The 21555-nt window shown below is 63.6% G+C and carries 22 protein-coding genes and 1 tRNA gene; 12 read left to right on the forward strand and 11 right to left on the reverse strand.

Annotated elements, in window-relative coordinates; all coding sequences use genetic code 11:
- Positions 1-10 precede the first annotated feature (10 nt).
- Positions 11-784: an ABC transporter ATP-binding protein gene (locus CCOS191_RS01560; protein ID WP_046853793.1), complete on the reverse strand. Its 774-nt coding sequence runs from the start codon at positions 782-784 to the stop codon at positions 11-13.
- 606 nt (positions 785-1390) lie between these two features.
- On the opposite strand from CCOS191_RS01560, the gene gabP reads away from it, so the two are divergent.
- Positions 1391-2776, forward strand: a complete 1386-nt coding sequence (gabP, locus tag CCOS191_RS01565; protein WP_046853794.1) for a GABA permease — start codon at positions 1391-1393, stop codon at positions 2774-2776.
- An 86-nt stretch (positions 2777-2862) separates the two neighbouring features.
- Here gabP and CCOS191_RS01570 read toward each other — a convergent pair whose 3' ends face one another.
- Together CCOS191_RS01570 and ppk2 are read right to left on the reverse strand one after the other, a co-directional pair.
- The gene (locus CCOS191_RS01570) at positions 2863-3306 is read right to left on the reverse strand and encodes a hypothetical protein (RefSeq protein WP_046853795.1); all 444 of its coding nucleotides are present in this window, start codon (positions 3304-3306) and stop codon (positions 2863-2865) included.
- 89 nt (positions 3307-3395) lie between these two features.
- Positions 3396-4406, reverse strand: coding sequence for a polyphosphate kinase 2 (gene ppk2 / locus CCOS191_RS01575; protein ID WP_046853796.1), 1011 nt, complete (start codon positions 4404-4406; stop codon positions 3396-3398).
- A gap of 164 nt (positions 4407-4570) precedes the next feature.
- Here ppk2 and CCOS191_RS01580 point away from each other — a divergent pair, with 164 nt between their 5' ends.
- Both CCOS191_RS01580 and CCOS191_RS01585 read left to right on the forward strand, forming a co-directional pair.
- Positions 4571-4861 carry a type II toxin-antitoxin system RelE/ParE family toxin gene (locus CCOS191_RS01580; RefSeq protein ID WP_046853797.1) on the forward strand — a complete coding sequence of 97 codons (291 nt, stop codon included), beginning with the start codon at positions 4571-4573 and terminating at the stop codon, positions 4859-4861.
- 9 nt (positions 4862-4870) lie between these two features.
- Complete coding sequence (locus CCOS191_RS01585; protein WP_046853798.1) at positions 4871-5176, forward strand: addiction module antidote protein; 306 nt, start codon at positions 4871-4873, stop codon at positions 5174-5176.
- Positions 5177-5289: 113 nt separating this feature from the next.
- Here CCOS191_RS01585 and CCOS191_RS01590 read toward each other — a convergent pair.
- From CCOS191_RS01590 to CCOS191_RS01605, 4 genes are all read right to left on the reverse strand, one after another.
- Positions 5290-5365, reverse strand: a tRNA-Phe gene (locus tag CCOS191_RS01590).
- A gap of 90 nt (positions 5366-5455) precedes the next feature.
- Complete coding sequence (locus tag CCOS191_RS01595) at positions 5456-5728, reverse strand: oxidative damage protection protein (RefSeq protein ID WP_011536185.1); 273 nt, start codon at positions 5726-5728, stop codon at positions 5456-5458.
- Positions 5725-6792, reverse strand: coding sequence for an A/G-specific adenine glycosylase (mutY, locus tag CCOS191_RS01600; RefSeq protein WP_046853799.1), 1068 nt, complete (start codon positions 6790-6792; stop codon positions 5725-5727). Before mutY ends, CCOS191_RS01595 begins: the two co-directional genes overlap by 4 nt.
- Positions 6789-9038, reverse strand: a complete 2250-nt coding sequence (locus CCOS191_RS01605; protein WP_046853800.1) for an AsmA family protein — start codon at positions 9036-9038, stop codon at positions 6789-6791. Before CCOS191_RS01605 ends, mutY begins: the two co-directional genes overlap by 4 nt.
- Before the next feature lie 421 nt (positions 9039-9459).
- Between CCOS191_RS01605 and CCOS191_RS01610 the strand changes: the two genes are divergently transcribed.
- The 6 genes from CCOS191_RS01610 (at position 9460) to hisF (ending at position 14403) form a co-directional block, all read left to right on the forward strand.
- The gene (locus CCOS191_RS01610) at positions 9460-11118 is read left to right on the forward strand and encodes an OFA family MFS transporter (RefSeq protein WP_046853801.1); all 1659 of its coding nucleotides are present in this window, start codon (positions 9460-9462) and stop codon (positions 11116-11118) included.
- 246 nt (positions 11119-11364) lie between these two features.
- Complete coding sequence (gene hisB / locus CCOS191_RS01615; RefSeq protein WP_028688464.1) at positions 11365-11958, forward strand: imidazoleglycerol-phosphate dehydratase HisB; 594 nt, start codon at positions 11365-11367, stop codon at positions 11956-11958.
- Positions 11959-12597, forward strand: coding sequence for an imidazole glycerol phosphate synthase subunit HisH (gene hisH, locus CCOS191_RS01620; protein ID WP_046853802.1), 639 nt, complete (start codon positions 11959-11961; stop codon positions 12595-12597). It abuts the gene before it with no gap.
- A complete protein-coding gene (locus CCOS191_RS01625; protein WP_046853803.1) occupies positions 12598-12858 on the forward strand; it encodes a DUF2164 domain-containing protein in 261 nt (86 codons plus the stop codon).
- A gap of 27 nt (positions 12859-12885) precedes the next feature.
- Positions 12886-13623, forward strand: coding sequence for a 1-(5-phosphoribosyl)-5-[(5-phosphoribosylamino)methylideneamino]imidazole-4-carboxamide isomerase (gene hisA, locus CCOS191_RS01630; protein ID WP_046853804.1), 738 nt, complete (start codon positions 12886-12888; stop codon positions 13621-13623).
- A gap of 9 nt (positions 13624-13632) precedes the next feature.
- Positions 13633-14403 carry an imidazole glycerol phosphate synthase subunit HisF gene (gene hisF / locus CCOS191_RS01635; RefSeq protein WP_023629858.1) on the forward strand — a complete coding sequence of 257 codons (771 nt, stop codon included), beginning with the start codon at positions 13633-13635 and terminating at the stop codon, positions 14401-14403.
- A 117-nt stretch (positions 14404-14520) separates the two neighbouring features.
- On the opposite strand, the gene choV is transcribed toward hisF, so the two are convergent.
- The 3 genes from choV to CCOS191_RS01650 form a co-directional block, all read right to left on the reverse strand.
- Positions 14521-15699, reverse strand: coding sequence for a choline ABC transporter ATP-binding protein (gene choV / locus CCOS191_RS01640; protein ID WP_023629857.1), 1179 nt, complete (start codon positions 15697-15699; stop codon positions 14521-14523).
- Entirely contained in the window at positions 15696-16544 is an 849-nt protein-coding gene (choW, locus tag CCOS191_RS01645; protein ID WP_172670914.1) for a choline ABC transporter permease subunit, read from the reverse strand. The genes choV and choW overlap by 4 nt, the downstream gene beginning before the upstream one ends.
- Before the next feature lie 81 nt (positions 16545-16625).
- The gene (locus CCOS191_RS01650; protein ID WP_023629855.1) at positions 16626-17573 is read right to left on the reverse strand and encodes a choline ABC transporter substrate-binding protein; all 948 of its coding nucleotides are present in this window, start codon (positions 17571-17573) and stop codon (positions 16626-16628) included.
- A 98-nt stretch (positions 17574-17671) separates the two neighbouring features.
- Between CCOS191_RS01650 and CCOS191_RS27775 the strand changes: the two genes are divergently transcribed.
- The 3 genes from CCOS191_RS27775 to CCOS191_RS01660 all read left to right on the forward strand — a co-directional run bounded on the left by CCOS191_RS27775 (position 17672) and on the right by CCOS191_RS01660 (position 20890).
- On the forward strand, positions 17672-18010 hold the full coding sequence (locus CCOS191_RS27775) for a hypothetical protein (RefSeq protein ID WP_156177496.1): 339 nt from the start codon (positions 17672-17674) through the stop codon (positions 18008-18010).
- Positions 18011-18017: 7 nt separating this feature from the next.
- Entirely contained in the window at positions 18018-19394 is a 1377-nt protein-coding gene (locus CCOS191_RS01655; protein ID WP_046853806.1) for an L-serine ammonia-lyase, read from the forward strand.
- 389 nt (positions 19395-19783) lie between these two features.
- Positions 19784-20890, forward strand: coding sequence for a GlxA family transcriptional regulator (locus CCOS191_RS01660; protein ID WP_046853807.1), 1107 nt, complete (start codon positions 19784-19786; stop codon positions 20888-20890).
- 106 nt (positions 20891-20996) lie between these two features.
- Here the strand turns inward: CCOS191_RS01660 and CCOS191_RS01665 are convergent, their stop codons facing one another.
- Complete coding sequence (locus CCOS191_RS01665) at positions 20997-21254, reverse strand: hypothetical protein (RefSeq protein ID WP_046853808.1); 258 nt, start codon at positions 21252-21254, stop codon at positions 20997-20999.
- Positions 21255-21555 lie beyond the last annotated feature (301 nt).

The following is a 21555-nucleotide window of genomic DNA, read 5'->3' on the forward strand; positions in this document are numbered from 1 at the left end:
TATTGCTCCGTTAGCGGTGGCTGGACATGAATTGCTTGCAACGCGCCGAGGTCGGGTTCTCGAAGACCTGCTGCGGCGATCCTTGCTCTTCGACCAGGCCCTGGTGCAGGAAGACCACTTCACTGGACACCTGGCGGGCAAAGTTCATCTCGTGCGTCACCAGCAGCATGGTACGGCCTTCTTCGGCCAGGGCGCGGATGACGTTAAGCACTTCCTGGACCATTTCCGGATCGAGCGCCGAGGTTGGCTCGTCGAACAGGATGACCTTGGGTTTCATGGCCAGGGTACGGGCGATGGCGGCACGCTGTTGCTGGCCACCGGAAAGCTGGGCGGGGTAGCTATGGCGCTTGTCGAAGATGCCGACCTTGTTCAGCAGCGCCTCGGCATGCTCGATGGCCTCGGCCTTGCTCTGGCCGAGCACGCGGCGCGGCGCCTCGATGATGTTGTCGAGGATCGACATGTGTGGCCACAGGTTGAAATTCTGGAAGACAAAGCCGATCTCGCTGCGCAGGCGGTTGATCTGGCGGTTGTCGGCGGCGATCAGGTCGCCGTTTTTCTGCGCCTTGAGCTTGAGGGCTTCACCGGCGACCAGGATCTCGCCCTGGTGCGGGTTCTCCAGCAGGTTGATGCAGCGCAGCAGGGTGGACTTGCCAGAGCCGGACGAGCCGAGGATGGAGATCACGTCACCGTCGCGCGCGGTCAGCGAAATGCCCTTGAGAATTTCCTGCTCGCCATAGCGTTTGTGCAGGTTGCGGATTTCCAGCGCGGGCGTGGCCTGAGCCATTTGCGGTCCTCATGTGTTCGGGTGCGTTCCCAGCTGTTGGCGGCCTTCCTGGCGAGCGCCACGCTAGCATAGCGGCGCAACGGCGGCCAACCGGGTCGCGGGGTGCTCGGGTCGCTGGTGGGACAGTTTGTCGCATCGCTGCAGTGGACTGTCGCCAGGATGTCCGCAATAGCGTTTTGCCCAGCACCGGAGCCTTGATGAAAAAAGGCGCGATGGTGCCAGCTTTGGCCCGGTCTGGGAAGCCGTTTTTAGCCGGGTGGCACTGTGTCGCGGACTTGACGGGGGCAAGGTTGCGCCTGTTGGTTGCGCTTTCTGATGCGCAGAATTCGTGCACAGGTGTTACCGAGGAGCACCTTTGGTGCGTTTGTAAGTGGGTATTTCCGTAATCCAGACTTGGCATGGGGTTTTGGTGGCCTTTCGGTCAAAGCTTGGCACAATGCCCTGCAAGCCGCGCCGTTATTGGTGGCAGAAACATTTCAGACGAAAGTCATTCTCAGGTGGCCCGCTTATTGCCCTCTGGAAACCACTGAATGCGGCGTCGCCTATCCACACCCCGGCGCGCTGGCCAGTCATTCGTGTAGTCCACCTCCTTACAAAGGTAGTTTTATGAGCGGTAACAATTCCAATGACCTCGCTCAGGGGCTCAAGCAACGGCATGTGACCATGCTGTCCATCGCCGGCGTGATCGGCGCAGGGCTGTTCGTCGGCTCCGGCCACGCCATCGCCGCCGCCGGCCCCGCCGTGCTGCTGGCCTACGCCGCGGCCGGTACCCTGGTCGTGCTGGTGATGCGCATGCTCGGCGAAATGGCTGTCGCCTCGCCTGACACCGGTTCCTTCTCCACCTACGCCGACCGCGCCATCGGGCGCTGGGCCGGTTTCACCATCGGCTGGCTGTACTGGTGGTTCTGGGTGCTGGTGATTCCGCTGGAGGCCAACGCCGCCGCCGCCATCCTGCATGCCTGGTTCCCCTCGGTGGACCTGTGGGCGTTCTCGTTGATCATTACCCTGGCGCTGACCATCACCAACCTGTTCAGCGTGAAGAACTACGGTGAGTTCGAATTCTGGTTCGCCCTGCTCAAGGTGCTGGCGATCATCGGCTTCATCGTCGTCGGTTGCGCGGCCATGTTCGGCATGGTGCCGAGCAGCCAGATCAGCGGCGTCAGCCACCTGTTCGACACCCAGGGCTTCATGCCCAATGGCCTGGGCGCGGTGCTGGCCGCCATGCTGACCACCATGTTCTCGTTCATGGGGACCGAGATCGTCACCATCGCCGCCGCCGAATCGAAGGATCCGGGCAAGCAGATCAGCCGCGCCACCAACTCGGTGATCTGGCGTATCTGCCTGTTCTACCTGGTGTCGATCTTCCTGGTCGTGGCCATGGTGCCGTGGAACGATCCGGCCCTGGCCGAGAAAGGCTCCTACCAGACTGTCCTCAGCCTGATCGGCGTGCCGAACGCCAAGCTGATCGTCGACATCGTCGTGCTGATCGCCGTGACCAGCTGCCTGAACTCGGCGCTGTACACCTCCTCGCGCATGCTCTTCTCCCTGAGCAAGCGTGGCGACGCCCCGGCGGTTGCCCAGCGCACCACCAAGGCCGGCACCCCGCACTGGGCCGTGCTGCTGTCCACCGCCGCGGCCTTCCTGTGCGTGTTCGCCAACTTCCTGGCCCCGGCCGCGGTGTTCGAGTTCCTGCTGGCCAGCTCCGGCGCCATCGCCCTGCTGGTTTACCTGGTAATTGCCGTGTCGCAACTGCGCATGCGCAGCCAGCGTGAAGCCAGTGGCGAGAAGATCTCGTTCAAGATGTGGCTGTTCCCGGGCCTGACCTGGGCGACCATCGCCTTCATCGTTGCCATTCTGGTGGTGATGGGGCTGCGCGAAGATCACCGTGCCGAGATCATCGCCACGGCAATCCTGAGCATTGGTGTGGTGGCAGCTGGTCTGCTGGTGCATCGCAAGCGTGGCGCTGCTGCGCGTGTGGCGTTGGATAGCTGATCCACAAGTGAAATGAAAAGGCCGCGTCCTGTGAAGGGCGCGGCCTTTTTTGTCTGCACGGGTTGTGGAAGCGGGTGCGGTTCGACTCAGCCGAACTGCTTCTGCTGTTGCTGCTGCTTGGCCACGACCTCCGAGGCGGTGACATAGGCGTCCTGGAACTCGTCGCTCTCCAGCCAGGCCATGGTCGCGTCCTCGTCGGCGCCGTCCAGCCATTTGCGGTAGGCGGTGAACACCATGACGATGTAATCGGTGGCGTGTTCTTCCTTGTGGCCCTTGAGCACCAGTGCCAGTAGCGGGTCGACCAGGAACACCGAGATCATCGGCACCAGGCCGTTTTCCTGGGCTTCCTTCATTTTTTCGAACAGGCTGTTGTAGCTGCCCGATTCCATGGCCTTGTTGAACACCTGCTCGACACTGGCGCTGTCGCCGGCGCTGGCCTTGACCGCCTGGCCGCTGCGCACCATGCGATTCTGCTTGGCCTTGGTGGCGGCGCGCTTGGCGCGTTTCTGTTGCTTGGTGTTGGTGGCCATGGGTGGATCCTTGGGCTGACTGGTAAAGGCGCGTATTGAAGCGTAGTTGCGCGAGAAACCCAAGAGGCCGCCTAGCGGCCCCAAAGTGTTCAGCTCACCAGCGCCGCTGGCTCATCTTCCTCGAACCCCCGCGACGCCCGCCCGACCAGCAACGGATCCGGCGCATGCGCCACGCTGTGGTCCTTGCCTGGATAATCCAGCGAGTGCAGGAAGTGCCGAATGCAGTTGATCCGCGCGCGCTTCTTGTCGTCCGACTTGATCACCGTCCATGGCGCATCGGCCGTGTCGGTATGGAAGAACATCGCTTCCTTGGCAGCGGTGTAGTCCTCCCACTTGTCCAGCGACTTGATGTCGATGGGCGAGAGTTTCCAGTGCTTGAGCGGGTCGTCGCGGCGGGAGATGAAGCGGCGCAACTGCTCCTCGCGGTTCACCGAGAACCAGAACTTGAACAGCAGGATGCCACTGTTGCACAGCATGCGTTCGAGGTCAGGTGCCTGGCGCATGAACTCCAGGTATTGCAGGGGCGAGCAGAAATCCATCACCTTCTCGACCCCGGCGCGGTTGTACCAGGAGCGGTCGAAGAAGACCATTTCACCGGCGGTGGGCAGGTGCTGCACATAACGCTGGAAGTACCACTGGCCCTTTTCCTGCTCGGAGGGCTTCTCCAGTGCCACGATCCGCGCACCGCGCGGGTTCAAGTGTTCCATGAAGCGCTTGATGGTGCCGCCCTTGCCCGCAGCATCACGGCCCTCGAACAGCACGACGATGCGCTGGCCGGTTTCCTTCACCCAGTTCTGTACCTTGAGCAGCTCGATCTGCAGGTCGTGCTTGGCCTTCTCGTAGTCTTGGCGGCGCATGCGCGTGCGGTACGGGTAGCTGGCCGGCAGGCGCGCCGAGGTGCTGTCCTCGCTGCTGCCCTTGCGCGCGTTGGCCACTTCCAGGGCGGCGGGCTGCTGGCTGACCTGGGTAATGGTCTCTGGCGCGGCGGCGCTGGCGGCAGGCTTGCGCTGGCGCGGACGACGGGTGCGAGGGGTGGGCTTGGCGCTGCTGCCGGCCTCGGCAGGCGATGGCAGGAGGAGGGTGGCGGATTCTTCGCTCATGGAGGTCCTTGCGGGGTCGTTCGAATGTCCACCTTCCATCCTATGAGCGCTGAACGGGTGGCTTTTTGATATTGGTCAAGTGGTAGAGCGATGCCGCAGGTCTGATGAACAGTTTGAAACAGATGCGGTTTGATGTAGTGTGAACTGCGGTTTACATTTTTCCCATGCACACGCTCATACAGACCGACAGATACAAGAAGTGGTTTGCTGCCTTGCGGGATGCTCGCGCTCAGGCCCGCATCAACGTGCGGCTGCGGCGGGTCGAGCTTGGCGTGCTGGGGGATTGCAAGCCAGTGGGCGAGGGTGTTCTGGAGCTGAGAGTCGACTACGGGCCTGGCTATCGAGTCTATCTGGCCCGGCGCGGCTATGAGGTGATACTTCTCCTTGCCGGGGGAGACAAAACCACTCAAGCCCGCGACATCAAATCTGCACTCAAGCTGGCGCGTGATATCTAGGAGGCCACCATGGCAGACCTCAAACTTACCAAGTGGGACGCGGCCGATCACTTGAAGACCGAGCAAGACGTTGTCCTCTACCTGGAGGCGTGTCTTGAGGAAAATGATCCAGTGCTGCTTGCTGCCGCATTGGGAGACATAGCGCGTGCCCGTGGAATGGCTCAGCTGGCTCGTGATACCGGCTTGACCCGGGAGGGGCTATACAAGGCGCTGTCTGCGGAGGGGAACCCTAGCCTTGCGACCATCATGAAGGTAATGGCAGCCCTTGGCGTGAGGTTGCATGCCGGGGCAGTGCCTCCTCAGGTAGCGGGGTAGTCCTAGGCAGTTCAACCTGCGTCGCAGTGAAAAATCGCAGGCAACAAAAAACCCGCACTAGGCGGGTTTCTTGTGTCGCTTCGGGTAACTTTGCAACCACCAGAAGCTGAAGGTGGTGCCCAGAGACGGAGTCGAACCGCCGACACGAGGATTTTCAATCCTCTGCTCTACCGACTGAGCTATCTGGGCGACGAGGTGCATTAAATAGATTTCCGAACCGATCGTCAACGACTTTTTCGAAAAAATTTAAATTAATTCCGTCGCTTACGTTTTCCGGGGTCAATTCGAGGGTGGCACGTAGCCTTCGGCCTGGGCGTAATCCTCGCCGGCGAAGAACTTGTCCATCTCGGCCTGGATGAATTTGCGGTCCTCGGCATTCATCATGTTCAGGCGCTTCTCGTTGATCAGCATGGTCTGGTGGTCCTGCCACTCCTTCCAGGCCTTCTGCGAGATGTGCTCGAAGATGTCCTGGCCCTTGGCGCCCGGGTAGGGTGGGCGGTCGAGGCCTGGGAGTTCTTCGTTGTACTTGCGGCACTTCACGGTGCGGGTCATCGCTTCTCTCCTGCAATCAGTTCGTCGGCCGCGCGTTGCAGCAGCTTCTTGACCGGGGCGGCGAGGCCCAGGCGCGGCGGGGTGGCGAGGTTATACCAGAGCCAGTCGGGCTCGGCCACGTGCGCGCCGACGGGGTCGACACGCACCAGCCATGGCTCGATGGCCAGCTGGAAATGGCTGAAGGTGTGGGTCAGGCCTGCCAGGGCCTGGCTGCCGGCCAGGCGCAGGCCGTGCTGGTAGGCGAGGTCTTCGAGCTGCTCGAGGCTGTCCAGCTCCGGCAGGCTCCACAGGCCGCCCCACAGGCCGGTGGAGGGCCGACGGTAGAGCAGGATCGCGCCTTCGTAATTGGTCAGCAGCGGCATCAGGGTCTTGCGCTGGGGCAGGGCCTTGCGCGGCTTGGGCTCGGGGTAGCGGGTCTCTTCGCCGTGCAGGTGCGCTTCGCAACCGCGCTGCAACGGGCAGATCAGGCAGCTGGGCTTGCTGCGCGTGCACAGCGTCGCGCCCATGTCCATCATCGCCTGGGTGTAGTGGTTGGCCCGGGTCATCGGCGTGAAGCGCTCGGCGCTGGCCCACAGCTGGTTGGCCACCTTCGGCTCGCCCGGGTAGCCGGCCTGGGCAGTGAAGCGGGCCAGTACGCGCTTGACGTTGCCGTCGAGGATCGGCGCGCGGATGCCCATGCTGATGCTGGCGATGGCCCCGGCGGTGGAGCGGCCGATACCGGGCAGCTCGGTGAGCTGCTCGACGCTGCGTGGAAACTCGCCGCCATGTTGTTCGACGACGATCTTCGCGGCCTTTTGCAGGTTACGGGCACGGGTGTAGTAGCCCAGGCCCGTCCACAGGTGCAGCACCTCGTCCTCCGGCGCCTCGGCCAGCGCCTGCACGGTGGGCAGGGCCTGCATGAAGCGGTCGAAGTAGTTGAGCACGGTGCTGACCTGGGTCTGCTGCAACATGATTTCCGACACCCACACCCGATACGGGGTGATGCCCTGTTGCCAGGGCAGGTCATGCCGACCGTGCTGGTCGTACCAGTCCAGCACGGCGCTGGAGAACTGCTGGGGTGTCATCGCTTGAACAGCCCCTTCAATGCATCTTTGAGTTCAGGGCTCACCTTGTCTCCGAGTTTCTCTTCGAGCTTTTCATCGATCTTGTCTTTCAGGCGGTTGCCGGCCAGCTTCGCGGCCACCTTGCCCAGGCCGTCCTGGTCCAGGCGGCAGGCCTTCGCGCCCAGCTCCAGCGGGCCGCGGCAGCGCAGCGGCACTTCGACGCCGACATAGCGCTCGTTGACCTGGCAGGCCGGGTCGGGCATGGCGCGCTGGTCGCCTTCGACGACAACGCCGACGTTGTAGTCCATGCCCAGCACACGCAGGTCGAGGTCGCCGTGGCCGTTGACGGTCAGGCCTGGGATACGCACCTTGAGGTCCGGGTTGCTGGCCACGCCGTTACGCATTACCAGGCTGCCGCGCAGCTCCTGGAACGGCGTGTCCTTGCCACGGGGTTCGCCGCTGAGTTGCTTGCGGTTGAGGGTGGCGATGGCCTGGCACAGTTGCTGTTCCAGGTTGGCGTTGACCAGCACGCCGTCGTTGATGGTGAAGCTGGCATTGCCATTGAGCGTATCGACCAGCGCCTTCTGGCTGTTGCCGGTGGCGGTGAGGTCGCTGTTCAGGGTCAGCAGGCCCTTGACCGGCGGCGCCTGCTCCGGGGATTCACGCTTGATGAAGTGTTCCACTGGCACGCGGTTGATCTTGGTGTTGACGCCGATCTGCGGCACGGCAGGGCGTACATCCACGGTGCCCTTGGCCTCGAAGGTGCCGTTGTACAGGCCGCCGCGCAGGGTTTGCAGGGTGACCAGGCCGCCTTGGCCGCTGGCGGTGAGCTGCGCATCGCTGATCTGCAGCTTGTCCAGCGTCAGGGCGCCGAACGACAGGTCGGCCTGCAGATCGAGGGCGCGCAGGCGATCGACCGGCAGCAGCTTGTCGCTGCTCCAGGCAACTTGCGTCGGTGCGTCGGGTAGCGGCGTGGAGCCGGCGCCGGCGACGGCAGTGGCTTCCTGCTGCTTGACCTCGGCCTGGCGCGCTGCGGTGGCACCCTTGGCTTCCTCGCTCTTGGCCGGCAGGTAGCGGTCGGCGTCGAACTTGTCGCCCTTGAGGCGCACGCGCAGGGCCTGCTTGGCGAAGTCTTCCACGGCGACCCGGCCGGTGAAGGTGCTGTCGTCCAGCTTCACCGCCAGGTCTTCGAGGGCGAGGCTGTTCGGCGTGCCTTGCAGGCGGGTGACCAGCTCCAGCTTCTTGAACGCTGCCGCGTCGGCGGTGGCGGGCAGCGGGTGGCCGATACCGTCGAGGAAGGTGCGCAGGTCGAACTGGGCGATGGACAGGCCGCCGCTGACCTGCGGCGTCTTGTCGAGGTCGCGCACGTTCAGCTCACCCAGGGCGCGCAACTGGTTGGCCGAGACCTTCAGGCCGCTCCAGGAGGCGACATTGGCCGCCAGGTCGACCAGCACCTGGCCTTGGGCGGCGAAGGTCATGGTCTTGCCGGCCAGTGGCTCGCCCGAGGTTTCGCCAGACAGGCGCATGTCCTCGAGGTTGTAGCGCTTGAGACGGCGGTCGAAGCGCAGTTCGCCGGTCAGCTCGGTGCGCGCCTTCAGGTTCGGCTGGCTGGCGCTGAGGAAGGCGCTCGCCTTGAGCGGGATGTTCACGCCTTCGTGCACGGGGCCGGTGCTCAACTGAATGCTTTCGGCGCCGTAGGTCTGGCCGGCTTTCTCGTCGGTATAAAGCACGCGGGCGTTGTTGACGGTCAGGCTGTCGATATCGAGCTTGACCGAGCGCTCGCCACTTTCCGGCTTGGCAGGTTCCGTCGCTGAGCTTGCATCGGGCGTGCTCGCCGGTGCGTTGGCGATCGCCGGGTCCGGCAATGGCTTGCCGATGTCTTCCCAGTTGCCATGGCCGTTGGCATCGCGGGTCAGCGTCAGGTTCAGGCCTTCGACCCGCACGTCACTCATCTGCACTTCACGGCGTAGCAGCGGCAGCACACGTACCGACAGGCCGAGCATCTGCAGGTCGGCGAAGGGCACCTTGGGGTTGTTCAGCGTGGCGATGCTGGCCTCGTGCAGCTCCAGGCCCAGCCACGGGAACAGGCTCCAGCCGATGTCGCCGTTGAGGGTCAGTTCCACGTGGGCCTTGTCGCGGGCCAGCTGGCGGATTTCTTCTTTGTAGTCGTTGGGATCGAAGAGGTGGGTCAGGGCGAAGCCCAGCGCCACGATGATCAGCAACAACCCGAGAAGCCCCAGCCCCAGGATTTTGCCGAACGCTTTCATGGGCGAGTCCTTGTAGTCCGATTATGAATTTCAGCGGCGAGTATAGCGCCGTGGCACTTGGCTCTGCGTATCCGACATTTCGACAGTGGCAATGGCAGCAGTTCATTTATTGCTTGTCCGGGTGTCATCGCCGGCAAGCCGGCTCCCACAGCGACCGCGCAGGCCTCAAGACTTGCATTGTCCCTGTGGGAGCCCGCTTGCCGGCGATGTAGGCGCCACCGATAGTGGATTGATCGTTTCAGTTGACGAAAAAAACACGATATCAGATTGCTTTCATGTCACCCGCTGCTGGTAATCTTGCGCCCGCCCGTGGAGCCCCGCGACCCATTGTCGCGGGTGATGCCTGAAGCGGCCGGGCTGCCTTGCGTGCAGCCATACAGAGCCGTCCACGCGCACAGCCCACCTACAAAAGGATCAATCCATGAACAGCAGTATCACGGCGGGGGCGGCGGCAAGCACGCCGGGCTTCCTGTCGAAGGAGCGCATCATCGCCCGCCCGGGCTTCAACCGCTGGCTGGTGCCGCCGGCGGCCCTGGCCATTCACCTGTGCATCGGCATGGCCTATGGCTTCTCGGTGTTCTGGCTGCCGCTGTCCCAGGCCCTGGGTGTCAGCGCGCCAGTGGCCTGCGCCGCCGACATGGGCTTCGTCGCCCGCCTGTTCAGCGCCGAGTGCGACTGGCCGATCTCCATGCTCAGCTGGATCTACACCCTGTTCTTCGTGTTCCTCGGCTGCTCGGCTGCGGTACTTGGTGGCTGGCTGGAGCACGCCGGCCCGCGCAAGGCCGGCCTGGTCTCGGCACTGTGCTGGTGCGGCGGCCTGCTGATCTCGGCGATCGGCGTGAAGACCCACCAGCTGTGGTTGATGTGGCTGGGTTCGGGGGTGATCGGCGGGATCGGCCTGGGCCTTGGCTACATTTCGCCAGTGTCGACCCTGATCAAGTGGTTCCCGGACAAGCGCGGCATGGCAACCGGTATGGCGATCATGGGCTTTGGTGGAGGTGCCATGGTGGGCGCTCCTCTGGCCACCGCGCTCATGGGCCACTTCGGCAGCGCGACCGAGGTGGGCGTCTGGCAGAGCTTTGTCGCCATGGCCGCGATCTACTTCGTGTTCATGACTGCGGGCGCCCTGGCCTACCGCGTGCCGCCGACCGGCTGGAAGCCCGAAGGCTGGACACCGCCGGCGAAGAAAGCCAACGCCATGGTCACCGACCGTCACGTGCATGTGAGCGTGGCCTGGAAAACCCCGCAGTTCGCCTTGGTGTGGCTGGTGCTGTGCCTGAACGTCTCGGCCGGTATCGGCATTCTCGGCATGGCTTCGCCACTGCTGCAGGAAGTGTTCGCCGGCAAGCTGCTGGGCAACGAGCTGACCTTCAGTGAGCTGAATGCCGCGCAACTGGCGCAAATTGCCGCGATTGCCGCCGGTTTCACCGGCCTGCTGAGCCTGTTCAACATCGGCGGGCGCTTCTTCTGGGCGTCGTTCTCCGACTATATCGGCCGCAAGAATACCTACTTCGCCTTCTTCGCCCTAGGCGTGGGCCTCTACAGCCTGGTGCCGAACATGGGCCACATCGGCAACGTGGCGCTGTTCGTGGCGGCGTTCTGCATCATCCTGTCGATGTACGGCGGTGGCTTCGCCACCGTGCCGGCGTACCTGGCCGACCTGTTCGGCACGCAGATGGTCGGTGCCATCCATGGTCGCCTGCTGACTGCCTGGGCGGCGGCCGGTGTGCTCGGTCCGGTGCTGATCACTTACCTGCGCGAGGCGCAGCTGGCGGCGGGCGTGGAGCGGGCCGCGGCCTACGACATGACCCTGTACATCCTGGCCGGTCTGCTGGTGCTGGGGTTCATCTGCAACATGCTGGTGCGCCCGGTGGCGGACAAGTACTTCATGACCGACGCCGAACTGGCGGCCGAGCGCGCGCTGAGCCATGACAAGGGCGCCGATTCCGCGCGTTCGCTGGAGTGGCACGCGGCGCCGGGCAGCCTGCCGCTGGTGCTGGTGGCCTGGGCGGTGGTGGTGATTCCGCTGGCCTGGGGGGTGTGGATCACCCTGCAGAAGACCGCCGTTCTGTTCCATTGATGTAGCTGTACTGGCCTCATCGCCGGCAAGCCGGCTCCCACAGGTATTGCACTGCCGCGATCTCTGTGGGGGCCGGCCTGCCAGCGAAAGGCTGCAAAGCATCCCCAACTACACGCTTGTATAGACCTGTAAGCCTGTTATCCCCCCGCAATTGCTTGCCCTGCCATATGTCATCCGCGTTTCAAGCTGGCGCGTTCTGGGCCTATAATGGAGCCCTTTTCGCCCAATGATTTTGCGGAGCTGGTGATGGTCGAACGTAAGGCTTCCGTCGAGCGCAATACCCTGGAAACCCAGGTCAAGTGCTCGATCAACCTCGATGGCAGCGGCAAGGCCCGATTTGAAATCGGCGTGCCTTTCCTTGAACACATGCTCGACCAGATCGCCCGACATGGGCTGATCGACCTGGACATCGAGTGCAAGGGCGACCTGCATATCGACGACCACCATACCGTCGAGGACGTCGGCATCACCCTGGGCATGGCGTTCGCCCAGGCCATCGGCGACAAGAAAGGCATCTTCCGCTACGGCCATGCCTATGTGCCCCTGGACGAGGCCCTGTCGCGCGTGGTCATCGACTTCTCCGGCCGTCCGGGCCTGCAGATGCACGTGCCGTATACCCGCGCCACCGTGGGCGGCTTCGATGTCGACCTGTTCCAGGAGTTCTTCCAGGGCTTCGTCAACCATGCCCTGGTGACCCTGCATATCGACAACCTGCGTGGCCACAACACCCACCACCAGATCGAGACCGTGTTCAAGGCGTTCGGCCGCGCGCTGCGCATGGCCGTTACCCTCGACGAGCGCATGGCCGGGCAGATGCCATCCACCAAAGGGTGCCTGTAAATGCAGACGGTAGCCGTAATCGACTATGGCATGGGCAACCTGCACTCGGTGGCCAAGGCCCTGGAGCATGTGGGCGCCGGCAAGGTGCTGGTGACCAGCGATGCCGCGGTGATTCGTGAAGCCGACCGCGTGGTGTTCCCGGGCGTCGGCGCGATCCGCGACTGCATGGCCGAGATCCGCCGCCTGGGCTTCGACAGCCTGGTGCGCGAAGTCAGCCAGGACCGCCCGTTCCTCGGCATCTGCGTAGGCATGCAGGCGCTGCTCGAGCGCAGCGAGGAAAACGACGGTGTCGACTGCATCGGCCTGTTCCCCGGCCAGGTACGCTTCTTCGGTAAAGACCTGAAGGAAGACGGCGAGCACCTGAAGGTGCCGCACATGGGTTGGAACGAAGTCGGCCAGACCATCGACCACCCGCTGTGGCATGACATCCCCGACCGTGCGCGTTTCTACTTCGTGCACAGCTACTTCATCGAGGCCGGCAAGCCGGGTCAGGTGGTCGGTCGCGGCCACTACGGCGTCGATTTCGCCGCCGCGCTGGCCGAAGGTTCGCGCTTCGCCGTGCAGTTCCACCCGGAGAAGAGCCATACCCATGGCCTGCAGCTGCTGCAGAACTTCGTCGCCTGGGACGGGCGCTGGTAAATGAGCCGATCGAAGACCAAGGCCCCGATCATCACCCTGACCCCGGAGCAGGAGCGCGAGGCGCTCGACACGCTCAAGCGCTTTCTCGACGACCGCTTCGAGCTGGAGCTGGGGTCGTTCGAGGTGGCCGAGGTCCTCGAGCTGTTCAGCAAAGAGATTGCACCCCATTACTACAACAGGGCGATTGCCGATGTTCAGCTGCACCTCAAGGAGCGGTTCGAGAGCATCGAAAGCGACCTGTGGGCGCTCGAGAAGCCCTGAATTCCAACGATTAGACAGGTTCCTCACATGCTGATTATCCCCGCTATCGATCTCAAGGACGGTGCCTGCGTACGCCTGCGCCAAGGCCGCATGGAAGACTCCACGGTATTTTCCGACGACCCGGTGAGCATGGCCGCCAAATGGGTCGAGGGTGGCTGCCGCCGCCTGCACCTGGTCGACCTCAACGGCGCTTTCGAAGGCCAGCCGGTCAACGGTGAAGTGGTCACGGCTATCGCCAAGCGCTATCCGACCCTGCCGATCCAGATCGGCGGTGGCATCCGCTCGCTGGAGACAATCGAGCACTACGTCAAGGCCGGTGTCAGCTACGTGATCATCGGCACCAAGGCGGTCAAGCAGCCTGAGTTCGTCGCCGAAGCGTGCAAGGCGTTCCCTGGCAAGGTCATCGTCGGCCTGGACGCCAAGGACGGCTTCGTCGCCACCGACGGCTGGGCCGAAGTGAGCAGCGTGCAGGTCATCGACCTGGCCAAGCGTTTCGAGGCCGATGGCGTCTCGGCGATCGTCTACACCGACATCGCCAAGGACGGCATGATGCAGGGCTGCAACGTGCCCTTCACCAAGGCCCTGGCCGAAGCCACGCGCATTCCGGTGATCGCCTCGGGCGGCATCCACAACCTGGGCGACATCAAGGCTCTGCTGGACGCCAAGGCACCAGGCATCATCGGCGCCATCACCGGCCGTGCCATCTACGAAGGCACCCTCGACGTCGCCGAGGCCCAGGCCTTCTGCGACAACTACCAAGGCTGAGGAGCGACCATGGCACTGGCCAAGCGCATCATCCCTTGCCTGGACGTGGACAACGGCCGGGTGGTCAAGGGCGTCAAGTTCGAGAACATCCGCGATGCCGGCGACCCGGTGGAGATCGCCCGGCGCTACGACGAGCAGGGCGCCGACGAGATCACCTTCCTCGACATCACCGCCAGCGTCGATGGCCGTGACACCACCCTGCATACCGTCGAGCGCATGGCCAGCCAGGTGTTCATCCCGCTGACCGTGGGTGGTGGCGTGCGTACCGTGCAGGACATCCGCAACCTGCTCAACGCCGGTGCCGACAAGGTGTCTATCAACACCGCCGCGGTGTTCAACCCGGAGTTCGTGGGCGAGGCGGCGGACCGTTTCGGTTCGCAGTGCATCGTCGTTGCCATCGACGCCAAGAAAGTCTCCGGCCCGGGCGAAACCCCGCGCTGGGAGATTTTCACCCACGGCGGGCGCAAGCCTACCGGGCTGGATGCGGTGGAGTGGGCGAAGAAGATGGAAGGCCTGGGGGCTGGCGAGATCCTGCTGACCAGCATGGACCAGGATGGCATGAAGAATGGCTTCGACCTGGGCGTGACCCGCGCCATCAGCGATGCGCTGGGGATTCCGGTGATTGCTTCCGGTGGCGTGGGTAACCTGCAGCACCTGGCCGACGGCATCCTGGAAGGGCATGCCAGCGCGGTGCTGGCGGCGAGCATCTTCCACTTTGGCGAGTACACGGTACCAGAGGCCAAGGCCTACATGGCTTCGCGTGGGATCGTCGTACGCTGAACCACTGATTGGGGCTGCGTTGCAGCCCATCGCGGCTGAAGCCGCTCCTACAAGGATCACACGTCTCCTGTAGGAGCGGCTTCAGCCGCGATGGGCCGCAAGGCGGCCCCAATTGAATCACCCGTGATTCTTGCCCAGCAAGGCATGGTAAAGCTCGGTATCCCCGAGTATCCCCACTACCTTGTCGTTATCCTGCAGCACCAGCTTGTTGCCGGTCTGGTAACGAATCTGCAACGCCTCGCGCATGCCGATATCGGCGTGCACCACGGTTGGCCTGCGTTCCAGCAAGCCGACGTCCTGCCCCGGCGCCCAGTTCTGCATGTCCAGGCCATTCTGGCCCTGGCGTGCGCGCTTGAGCGAGCCGCCCTCGCCAAGGTCCAGCCATGAGTCGATGCCAGGGTCCAGGCACACCGAACCGTTGACCCGCCGGCAATTGTCCAGGCTGCGCATCAGGCTGCGGCCGCATAGCACGTTGAGCGGGTTGGTGTGGGCGACGAAGGTGCGCACGTATTCGTCGGCCGGGTTGAGCACGATCTCTTCCGGCTTGCTGTACTGGATGATGCGCCCGTCCTTCATGATGGCGATGCGGCTGCCCAGTTTCAGCGCCTCGTCCAGGTCGTGGCTGACGAACACGATGGTCTTGCTCAGCTTGCTCTGCAGGGCTAGCAATTCGTCCTGCAGGCCCTGGCGGATCAGCGGATCGAGGGCCGAGAACGGTTCGTCCATCAACAGGATGTCAGCGTCCATCGCCAGCGCCCGGGCCAGGCCCACGCGCTGTTGCATGCCACCGGAGAGTTCGTCCGGTTTCTTGTTGCGCCACTGGGTCAGGCCCACCAGCTCGAGCTTTTCATCTACCAGCTTGCGCCGTTCCTTCTCCGGCCGGCCCTGCATCTCCAGGCCGAAGCTGATGTTCTCGCGCACCGTCAGCCAGGGCATCAGGGCGAACTTCTGGAACACCATGGCGATGCGCTTGGTGCGCATCATCTTCAGCTCTGCCGGGGTGCAGTGGGCGATATCGATGTGCTTGCCTTCGTGCTCGACGAACAGCTTGCCGCGGCTCACGGTGTTGAGGCCGTTGATGCAGCGCAGCAGGCTGGACTTGCCCGAACCGGACAGCCCCATGAGCACGCAGATCTCGCCTTTGTTGATGTCCAGGTTGGCCTTTTCGACGCCGACCACCAGGCCCGTCTGCTTGAGGATCTGCTCGCGGGTCTTGCCCTGGTCGAGCAGGGCCAGCGCCTCGCGCGGCTTGCTGGAGAAGATGACGTCGACGTCTTCGAAACGAATGATGCTCATGCCTCACCCCTTACCGGCAGCTCCGGTTGCTTGCAGATACGGTCGAGCATGATTGCCAGCAGCACGATGGCCAGGCCCGCTTCGAAGCCCAGGGAGATATCGGCGGTGTTCAGTGCGTTGACCACGGGTTTGCCCAGGCCGTCGGCGCCGACCAGGGCGGCGATCACCACCATCGACAGCGACAGCATGATGCATTGCGTCACCCCGGCGGCGATGCTCGGCATGGCATGGGGCAGTTCGATGCGGGTCAACAACTGGCGGCGCGAGCAGCCGAAGGCCTTGCCGGCGTCCATCAGTTCCTGCGGCACGTCGCAGATGCCTAGATAAGTGAGGCGGATGGGCGCAGCGATGGCGAACACCACGGTGGAGATCAGCCCCGGCACCACGCCCAGGCCGAACAGGGTCAGGGTCGGGATCAGGTAAACGAAGGTGGGCACGGTCTGCATCAAGTCCAGCACCGGGCGCATGGCGGTGTAGAACATCGGTTTGTGCGCGGCGGCGATGCCCAGCGGCACGCCGATGACCACGCAGACCACCGTGGCGAAGGTGACCTGCGCCAGGGTTTCCATGGTCTCCTGCCAGTAGCCCAGGTTGAGGATCAGCAGGAACGACAGGGCGACGAAGACGGTGAGCGCCCATTTGCGCTGGATCAGGTGCGCGAGGCCGGCGAACAGGGCGATTAGCACGAACGGGTTGAACCAGGTCAGGGCGCTGGTGACCCCATGGATCATGAATTCCAGGCCTGCGGCGATGGCGTCGAAGTAGCTGGCGCCATTCTGGGTCAACCATTCGACGAATGAGGCGATGTACTGCCCCAGGGGTATTTTCTGATCGATAAGCATGATAGCGAGCTTCCACCTGCAAAGATTGAAATCAGTCCGGGGCGGGCACGGTCCCACCCCGCGGTGTTGCCATGGCGTCTTGCGTTATTGCGTCAGTTTGGCCTTGGCCGCCTCAAGGCCGGGTTTGCCGTCCACGGTGGTCACGCCGGCGAGCCAGGCGTCGAGCTTGCCGGGGTTGTCCTTCAGCCATTTTTTCGCGGCCGCCTCGGGCTTCATCTTGTCGTCCAGGACATAGCCCATCATGGTGCTTTCATCCTTGAGCTCGAACGACAGGTTCTTCAACAACTGGCCAACGTTGCCGCATTCCTGGGCGTAGCCCTTGCGGGTGTTGGTCAGCACGGTGGCCTTGCCGAAGTCGGGACCGAAATAGGCATCCCCACCGGTCAGGTACTGCATCTTGAAGCGGGTGTTCATCGGGTGCGGTTCCCAGCCGAGGAAGACGATCGCGTCTTCACGCTTCTGCGCCCGGTCGACCTGGGCCAGCATGCCCGCCTCGCTGGACTGCACGATCTGGAAGCCAGCGTCCTTCAGGCCGAAGGCGTTGTCGTCGATCATCTTCTGGATGGTGCGGTTGCCATCGTTGCCCGGCTCGATGCCGTAGATCTTGCCCTTGAGCTCCTGCTTGAACTTGGGAATGTCGGCGAAGTCTTTCAGGCCCTTGTCATACAGCGCCTGGGGCACGGCCAGGGTGTACTTGGCGTTTTCCAGGTTGGCGCGAACGGTCTCGACGGTGCCGGCATCGCGGTATTGCTTGATGTCGTTCTCCATGGTCGGCATCCAGTTGCCGAGAAACACGTCCAGGTCCTTGCCGGTGGCCAGCGACTTGTAGGTCACCGGTACCGAGATCATGGTGGTGTGGGTCTTGTAGCCCAGGGCTTCGAGCACGACGCTGGTGGTCGCGGTGGTGACCGTGATGTCGGTCCAGCCGACATCGGAGAACCGTACCGTCTGGCACTGCTCGGGTTCGGCGGCCTGGGCCAGCAGCGGAGCGGACAGCAACGCGACCAGCAACAGCTTGGGTGAACCTTTCATGGATGGACTCCTGTGATTTTATCTTCGGGTTCGCGTGGGCCGCCGGGCGTTCTCAGGGCTCCGGTCGACCAGGCCTGCAGAGGGCAGGATGCGAGGCCGTGCAATACGAGTCGCTTTCGATAATCCTCCAGCGTTCGGCAATCGCCTACTGGTGGCGTCGTATCCAGTACAGGACGGGTCGTATCCAGTACGGACGATGTCGCAACTGGATTTTTCCACCCCCATACCTCGGTTTTTGCGTCGCCCTGCCGCTGGAAAACGGCGCACGAAAGGCCCGTGCAGCGGCGGCGCTGCTGGACAAAAGTACGTCGGTTGCAGACGGCGAAGGGCAGGGCAAAAGCCCGATGATGCGAGCATTCAAGGCGGCTCGACTGTTTCAGCCTAGCAGTTGCTCCGCCCTGCGCATGGCGCGCAGAGACAAGCCCAGCAAGAGGTGATTCGACAATGGCCATCAGCGTGTTCGACCTGTTCAAGATCGGTGTCGGGCCTTCCAGCTCGCACACCGTCGGCCCCATGCGCGCTGGTGCGCTGTTCGTCCAGGGGCTGCGTGAGCGCGGCGAGCTGGAGCAGGTGCGGCGTATCGAAGTGAGGCTGTATGGCTCGCTGTCGGCCACCGGTGTCGGCCATGGCACCGACAACGCCACGATCATGGGCCTGATGGGCGAATGGCCGGACGCCATCGACCCCAGCCAGATCACCCCACGCATCGCCGACCTGCGCGAAACCAACGTGCTCAAGCTCGACAATCGCCTGCCCATCGAGTTCGTCTGGGCCCGCGACATGCTGCTGCTGGACGAGAACCTGCCGTACCACCCTAATGCCATGACCCTGATTGCCGAAGGCGAGGCGGGCGAGCTGCACCGCGACACCTACTACTCGGTGGGCGGCGGTTTCGTGGTCGATGCCGCCCAGGCCGCCAGTGGCGTGCTGGACGCCGACCAGACCGTGCTGCCCTACGACTTCGACAGCGCCGCCGAACTGCTGCGCCTGTGCAAGCAAAACGACTTGCGCGTGTCGCAATTGATGCTGGAGAACGAAAAGGTCTGGCGCAGTGAAGCCGAGATCCGCGCCGGCCTGCTCAAGCTCTGGCAAGCCATGCAGGAGTGCGTGAACAACGGCCTCAAGCATGAAGGCATCCTGCCCGGCGGGCTCAATGTGCGTCGCCGCGCCGCCCGCCTGCACCGCAGCCTGCAGGAGCTGGGCAAGCCCAACGTGATCGGTTCGACCATGAGCGCCATGGAGTGGGTCAACCTGTTCGCCCTGGCGGTCAACGAAGAGAACGCCGCTGGCGGGCGCATGGTCACCGCGCCCACCAACGGCGCGGCGGGCATCATCCCGGCGGTGTTGCACTACTACATGCGTTTCTCCGATGCGGTGGATGAGTCCAATGTGGTGGACTTCTTCCTCGGCGCGGCTGCCGTGGGCATCCTGTGCAAGAAGAACGCCTCGATCTCCGGCGCCGAGGTTGGTTGCCAGGGCGAGGTCGGTTCGGCCTGCGCCATGGCTGCGGCAGGCTTGGCCGACGTGCTTGGCGCCACCCCGGCGCAGCTGGAGAACGCCGCCGAGATCGCCCTGGAGCATAACCTCGGCCTGACCTGCGACCCGGTCGGTGGCCTGGTGCAGGTCCCGTGCATCGAGCGCAACGCCATCGCCGCGGTGAAGGCGATCAATGCCGTGCAGATGGCCTTGCGCGGTGATGGCGAACACTTCATCTCGTTGGACCAGGTGATCCGCACCATGCGCGACACCGGCGCCGACATGCACGACAAATACAAGGAAACCTCCCGTGGGGGGCTGGCGGTCAGCGTCATCGAGTGCTGATGCGCCGTTCTGGCCCACACGTGACCGATGCGCCACATTCTGGCGCAGCGGTTGTCATCTACCGGCCGTCGCCTGTCGTTACCAGCAGGTTGGTTGTCGGTGACACTTAAGTCTGTCGCATCTGGGCAACCTTCCCACAAGTGCTACCGAATTGCTCAGGGGTGACGCGCAGAGGCGCTGGCGCGCCTGTTTGCGTTTGACCTGACGCTCATCACCCAGGCCGCTGGAAGGCGCATGCCGACGTCGTTTTTGGGTTTTATTGGATGGGCGTTCAAATTCAGGCATGCCAATTGCGTTGAGATTGGCAAAGCCCCTGCATACGAAACGGGGCCATTACAAGAACAGTGCTTGCCTGAGGCACACCCTGCATTGTGTGAGGAGAAATCGCGATGACGTCGTACACCTCCGGGACCCCAACCCAGAACCGCACAGCACCCCAGTCCATCGGCTTTCTCCTGCTGGACAACTTCACCCTTATTTCCCTGGCGTCGGCGGTCGAGCCGCTGCGCATGGCCAACCAGCTGTCCGGTCGCGAGCTGTACCGCTGGCATACCCTGACCGTCGATGGTGGCCAGGTGTGGGCGAGCGACGGCCTGCAGATCACCCCCGACGCGGCCATGCACAGCGCGCCGCCGATGGACACCGTGATTGTCTGCGGTGGCGTTGGCATCCAGCGCACCGTCACCCGCGAGCACGTCACCTGGCTGCAGGCCCAGGCCCGCCAGTCGCGTCGCCTGGGCGCGGTGTGCACCGGCAGCTGGGCGCTGGCCTGCGCCGGGCTGCTAGACGGCTTTGACTGCAGCGTGCACTGGGAATGCCTGGCGGCAATGCAGGAGGCCTACCCGCGGGTGAACATGAGCACCCGCCTGTTCACCCTCGACCGCAACCGCTTTACCAGCTCTGGCGGCACCGCTCCGCTGGACATGATGCTGCACCTGATCAGCCGCGACCACGGCCGCGAGCTGTCGGCGGCGATCTCCGAGATGTTCGTCTATGAGCGCATCCGCAACGAGCAGGATCACCAGCGCGTGCCGCTCAAGCATATGCTTGGCACCAACCAACCGAAGCTGCAGGAAATCGTCGCGCTGATGGAAGCCAACCTCGAGGAGCCGATCGACCTCGACGAACTGGCGGTCTATGTGGCCGTGTCGCGGCGCCAGCTCGAGCGCCTGTTCCAGAAGTACCTGCACTGCTCGCCGTCGCGCTACTACCTCAAGCTGCGGCTGATCCGCGCCCGGCAACTGCTCAAGCAGACGCCGATGTCGATCATCGAGGTGGCATCGGTGTGCGGGTTCGTCTCCACGCCGCACTTTTCCAAGTGCTACCGCGAGTACTTCGGCATTCCGCCGCGTGACGAGCGGGTGGGCTCGAACACCACCCAGCAGGTGGCAATGATGCCGATCCCGCAGGCCATGGCGCTGTCGCCCCACAGCGGGCCGATGGCGGCGCTGAGCCAGGCGCGCAATGAGTCGACCTTTGCCAGCGTGCGCCTCTAGACGCGGGCGGATTTGACGAGCTTGTGGGAGTGGGCTTGCCCGGCGATGGTTCAATCGCGGGGCAAGCCCACTTCCACAAATCTGGCGCCCACTTTTTCCGATGCCCTCAAGCGCGCGTGTTGTACTGCGCCAACGCCGGTAACAGCTGCTTGTCGATGGCCTGGCGCACCGCTGGCAGGATCGTCGCGCTGCCGGTGTACATCTGCTCGACCATGCCCTTGAGCGCCCGCGCATTGGGCTCGGTCAGTCCGCGAATCACCACCTCGCAGGCCTGCTCGGCGCTGGCGCCAGCCGGAATGTCAAAACCCCGCGAGCGCAGTTGGCCCAGCAGGTCGTCCTGGTCGATCAAGTCCGCATGCATCATGACTAATGTCCTTCGCCGCTGTTGTTTGCCATCGATTTTGTGTCCGCCGCGCCAGGGCGGCAAGGGCAGATTGTCGCGATGGCCGCTTTGGCTAAGAACAGGTCGTTTACGGCTAAATCGGGCGCAGGCGAAGGACGCACACTGATGTCATTCACGGCACCGAGGGCTTGGTCACCCTCACTTCACGCCCAGTGGATGTTGCTCGCTCTTGATCCCGGAAGCTCACGGCTTTTCGGGATTTTTTTGTGCACCTGATATTTTTGCCAGTTGTGGGGTGCCTGCTAGTTAGGTTTTTAATAGG

It is taken from the genome of Pseudomonas sp. CCOS 191 (assembly GCF_001007005.1).
Lineage (GTDB): Bacteria > Pseudomonadota > Gammaproteobacteria > Pseudomonadales > Pseudomonadaceae > Aquipseudomonas > Aquipseudomonas soli.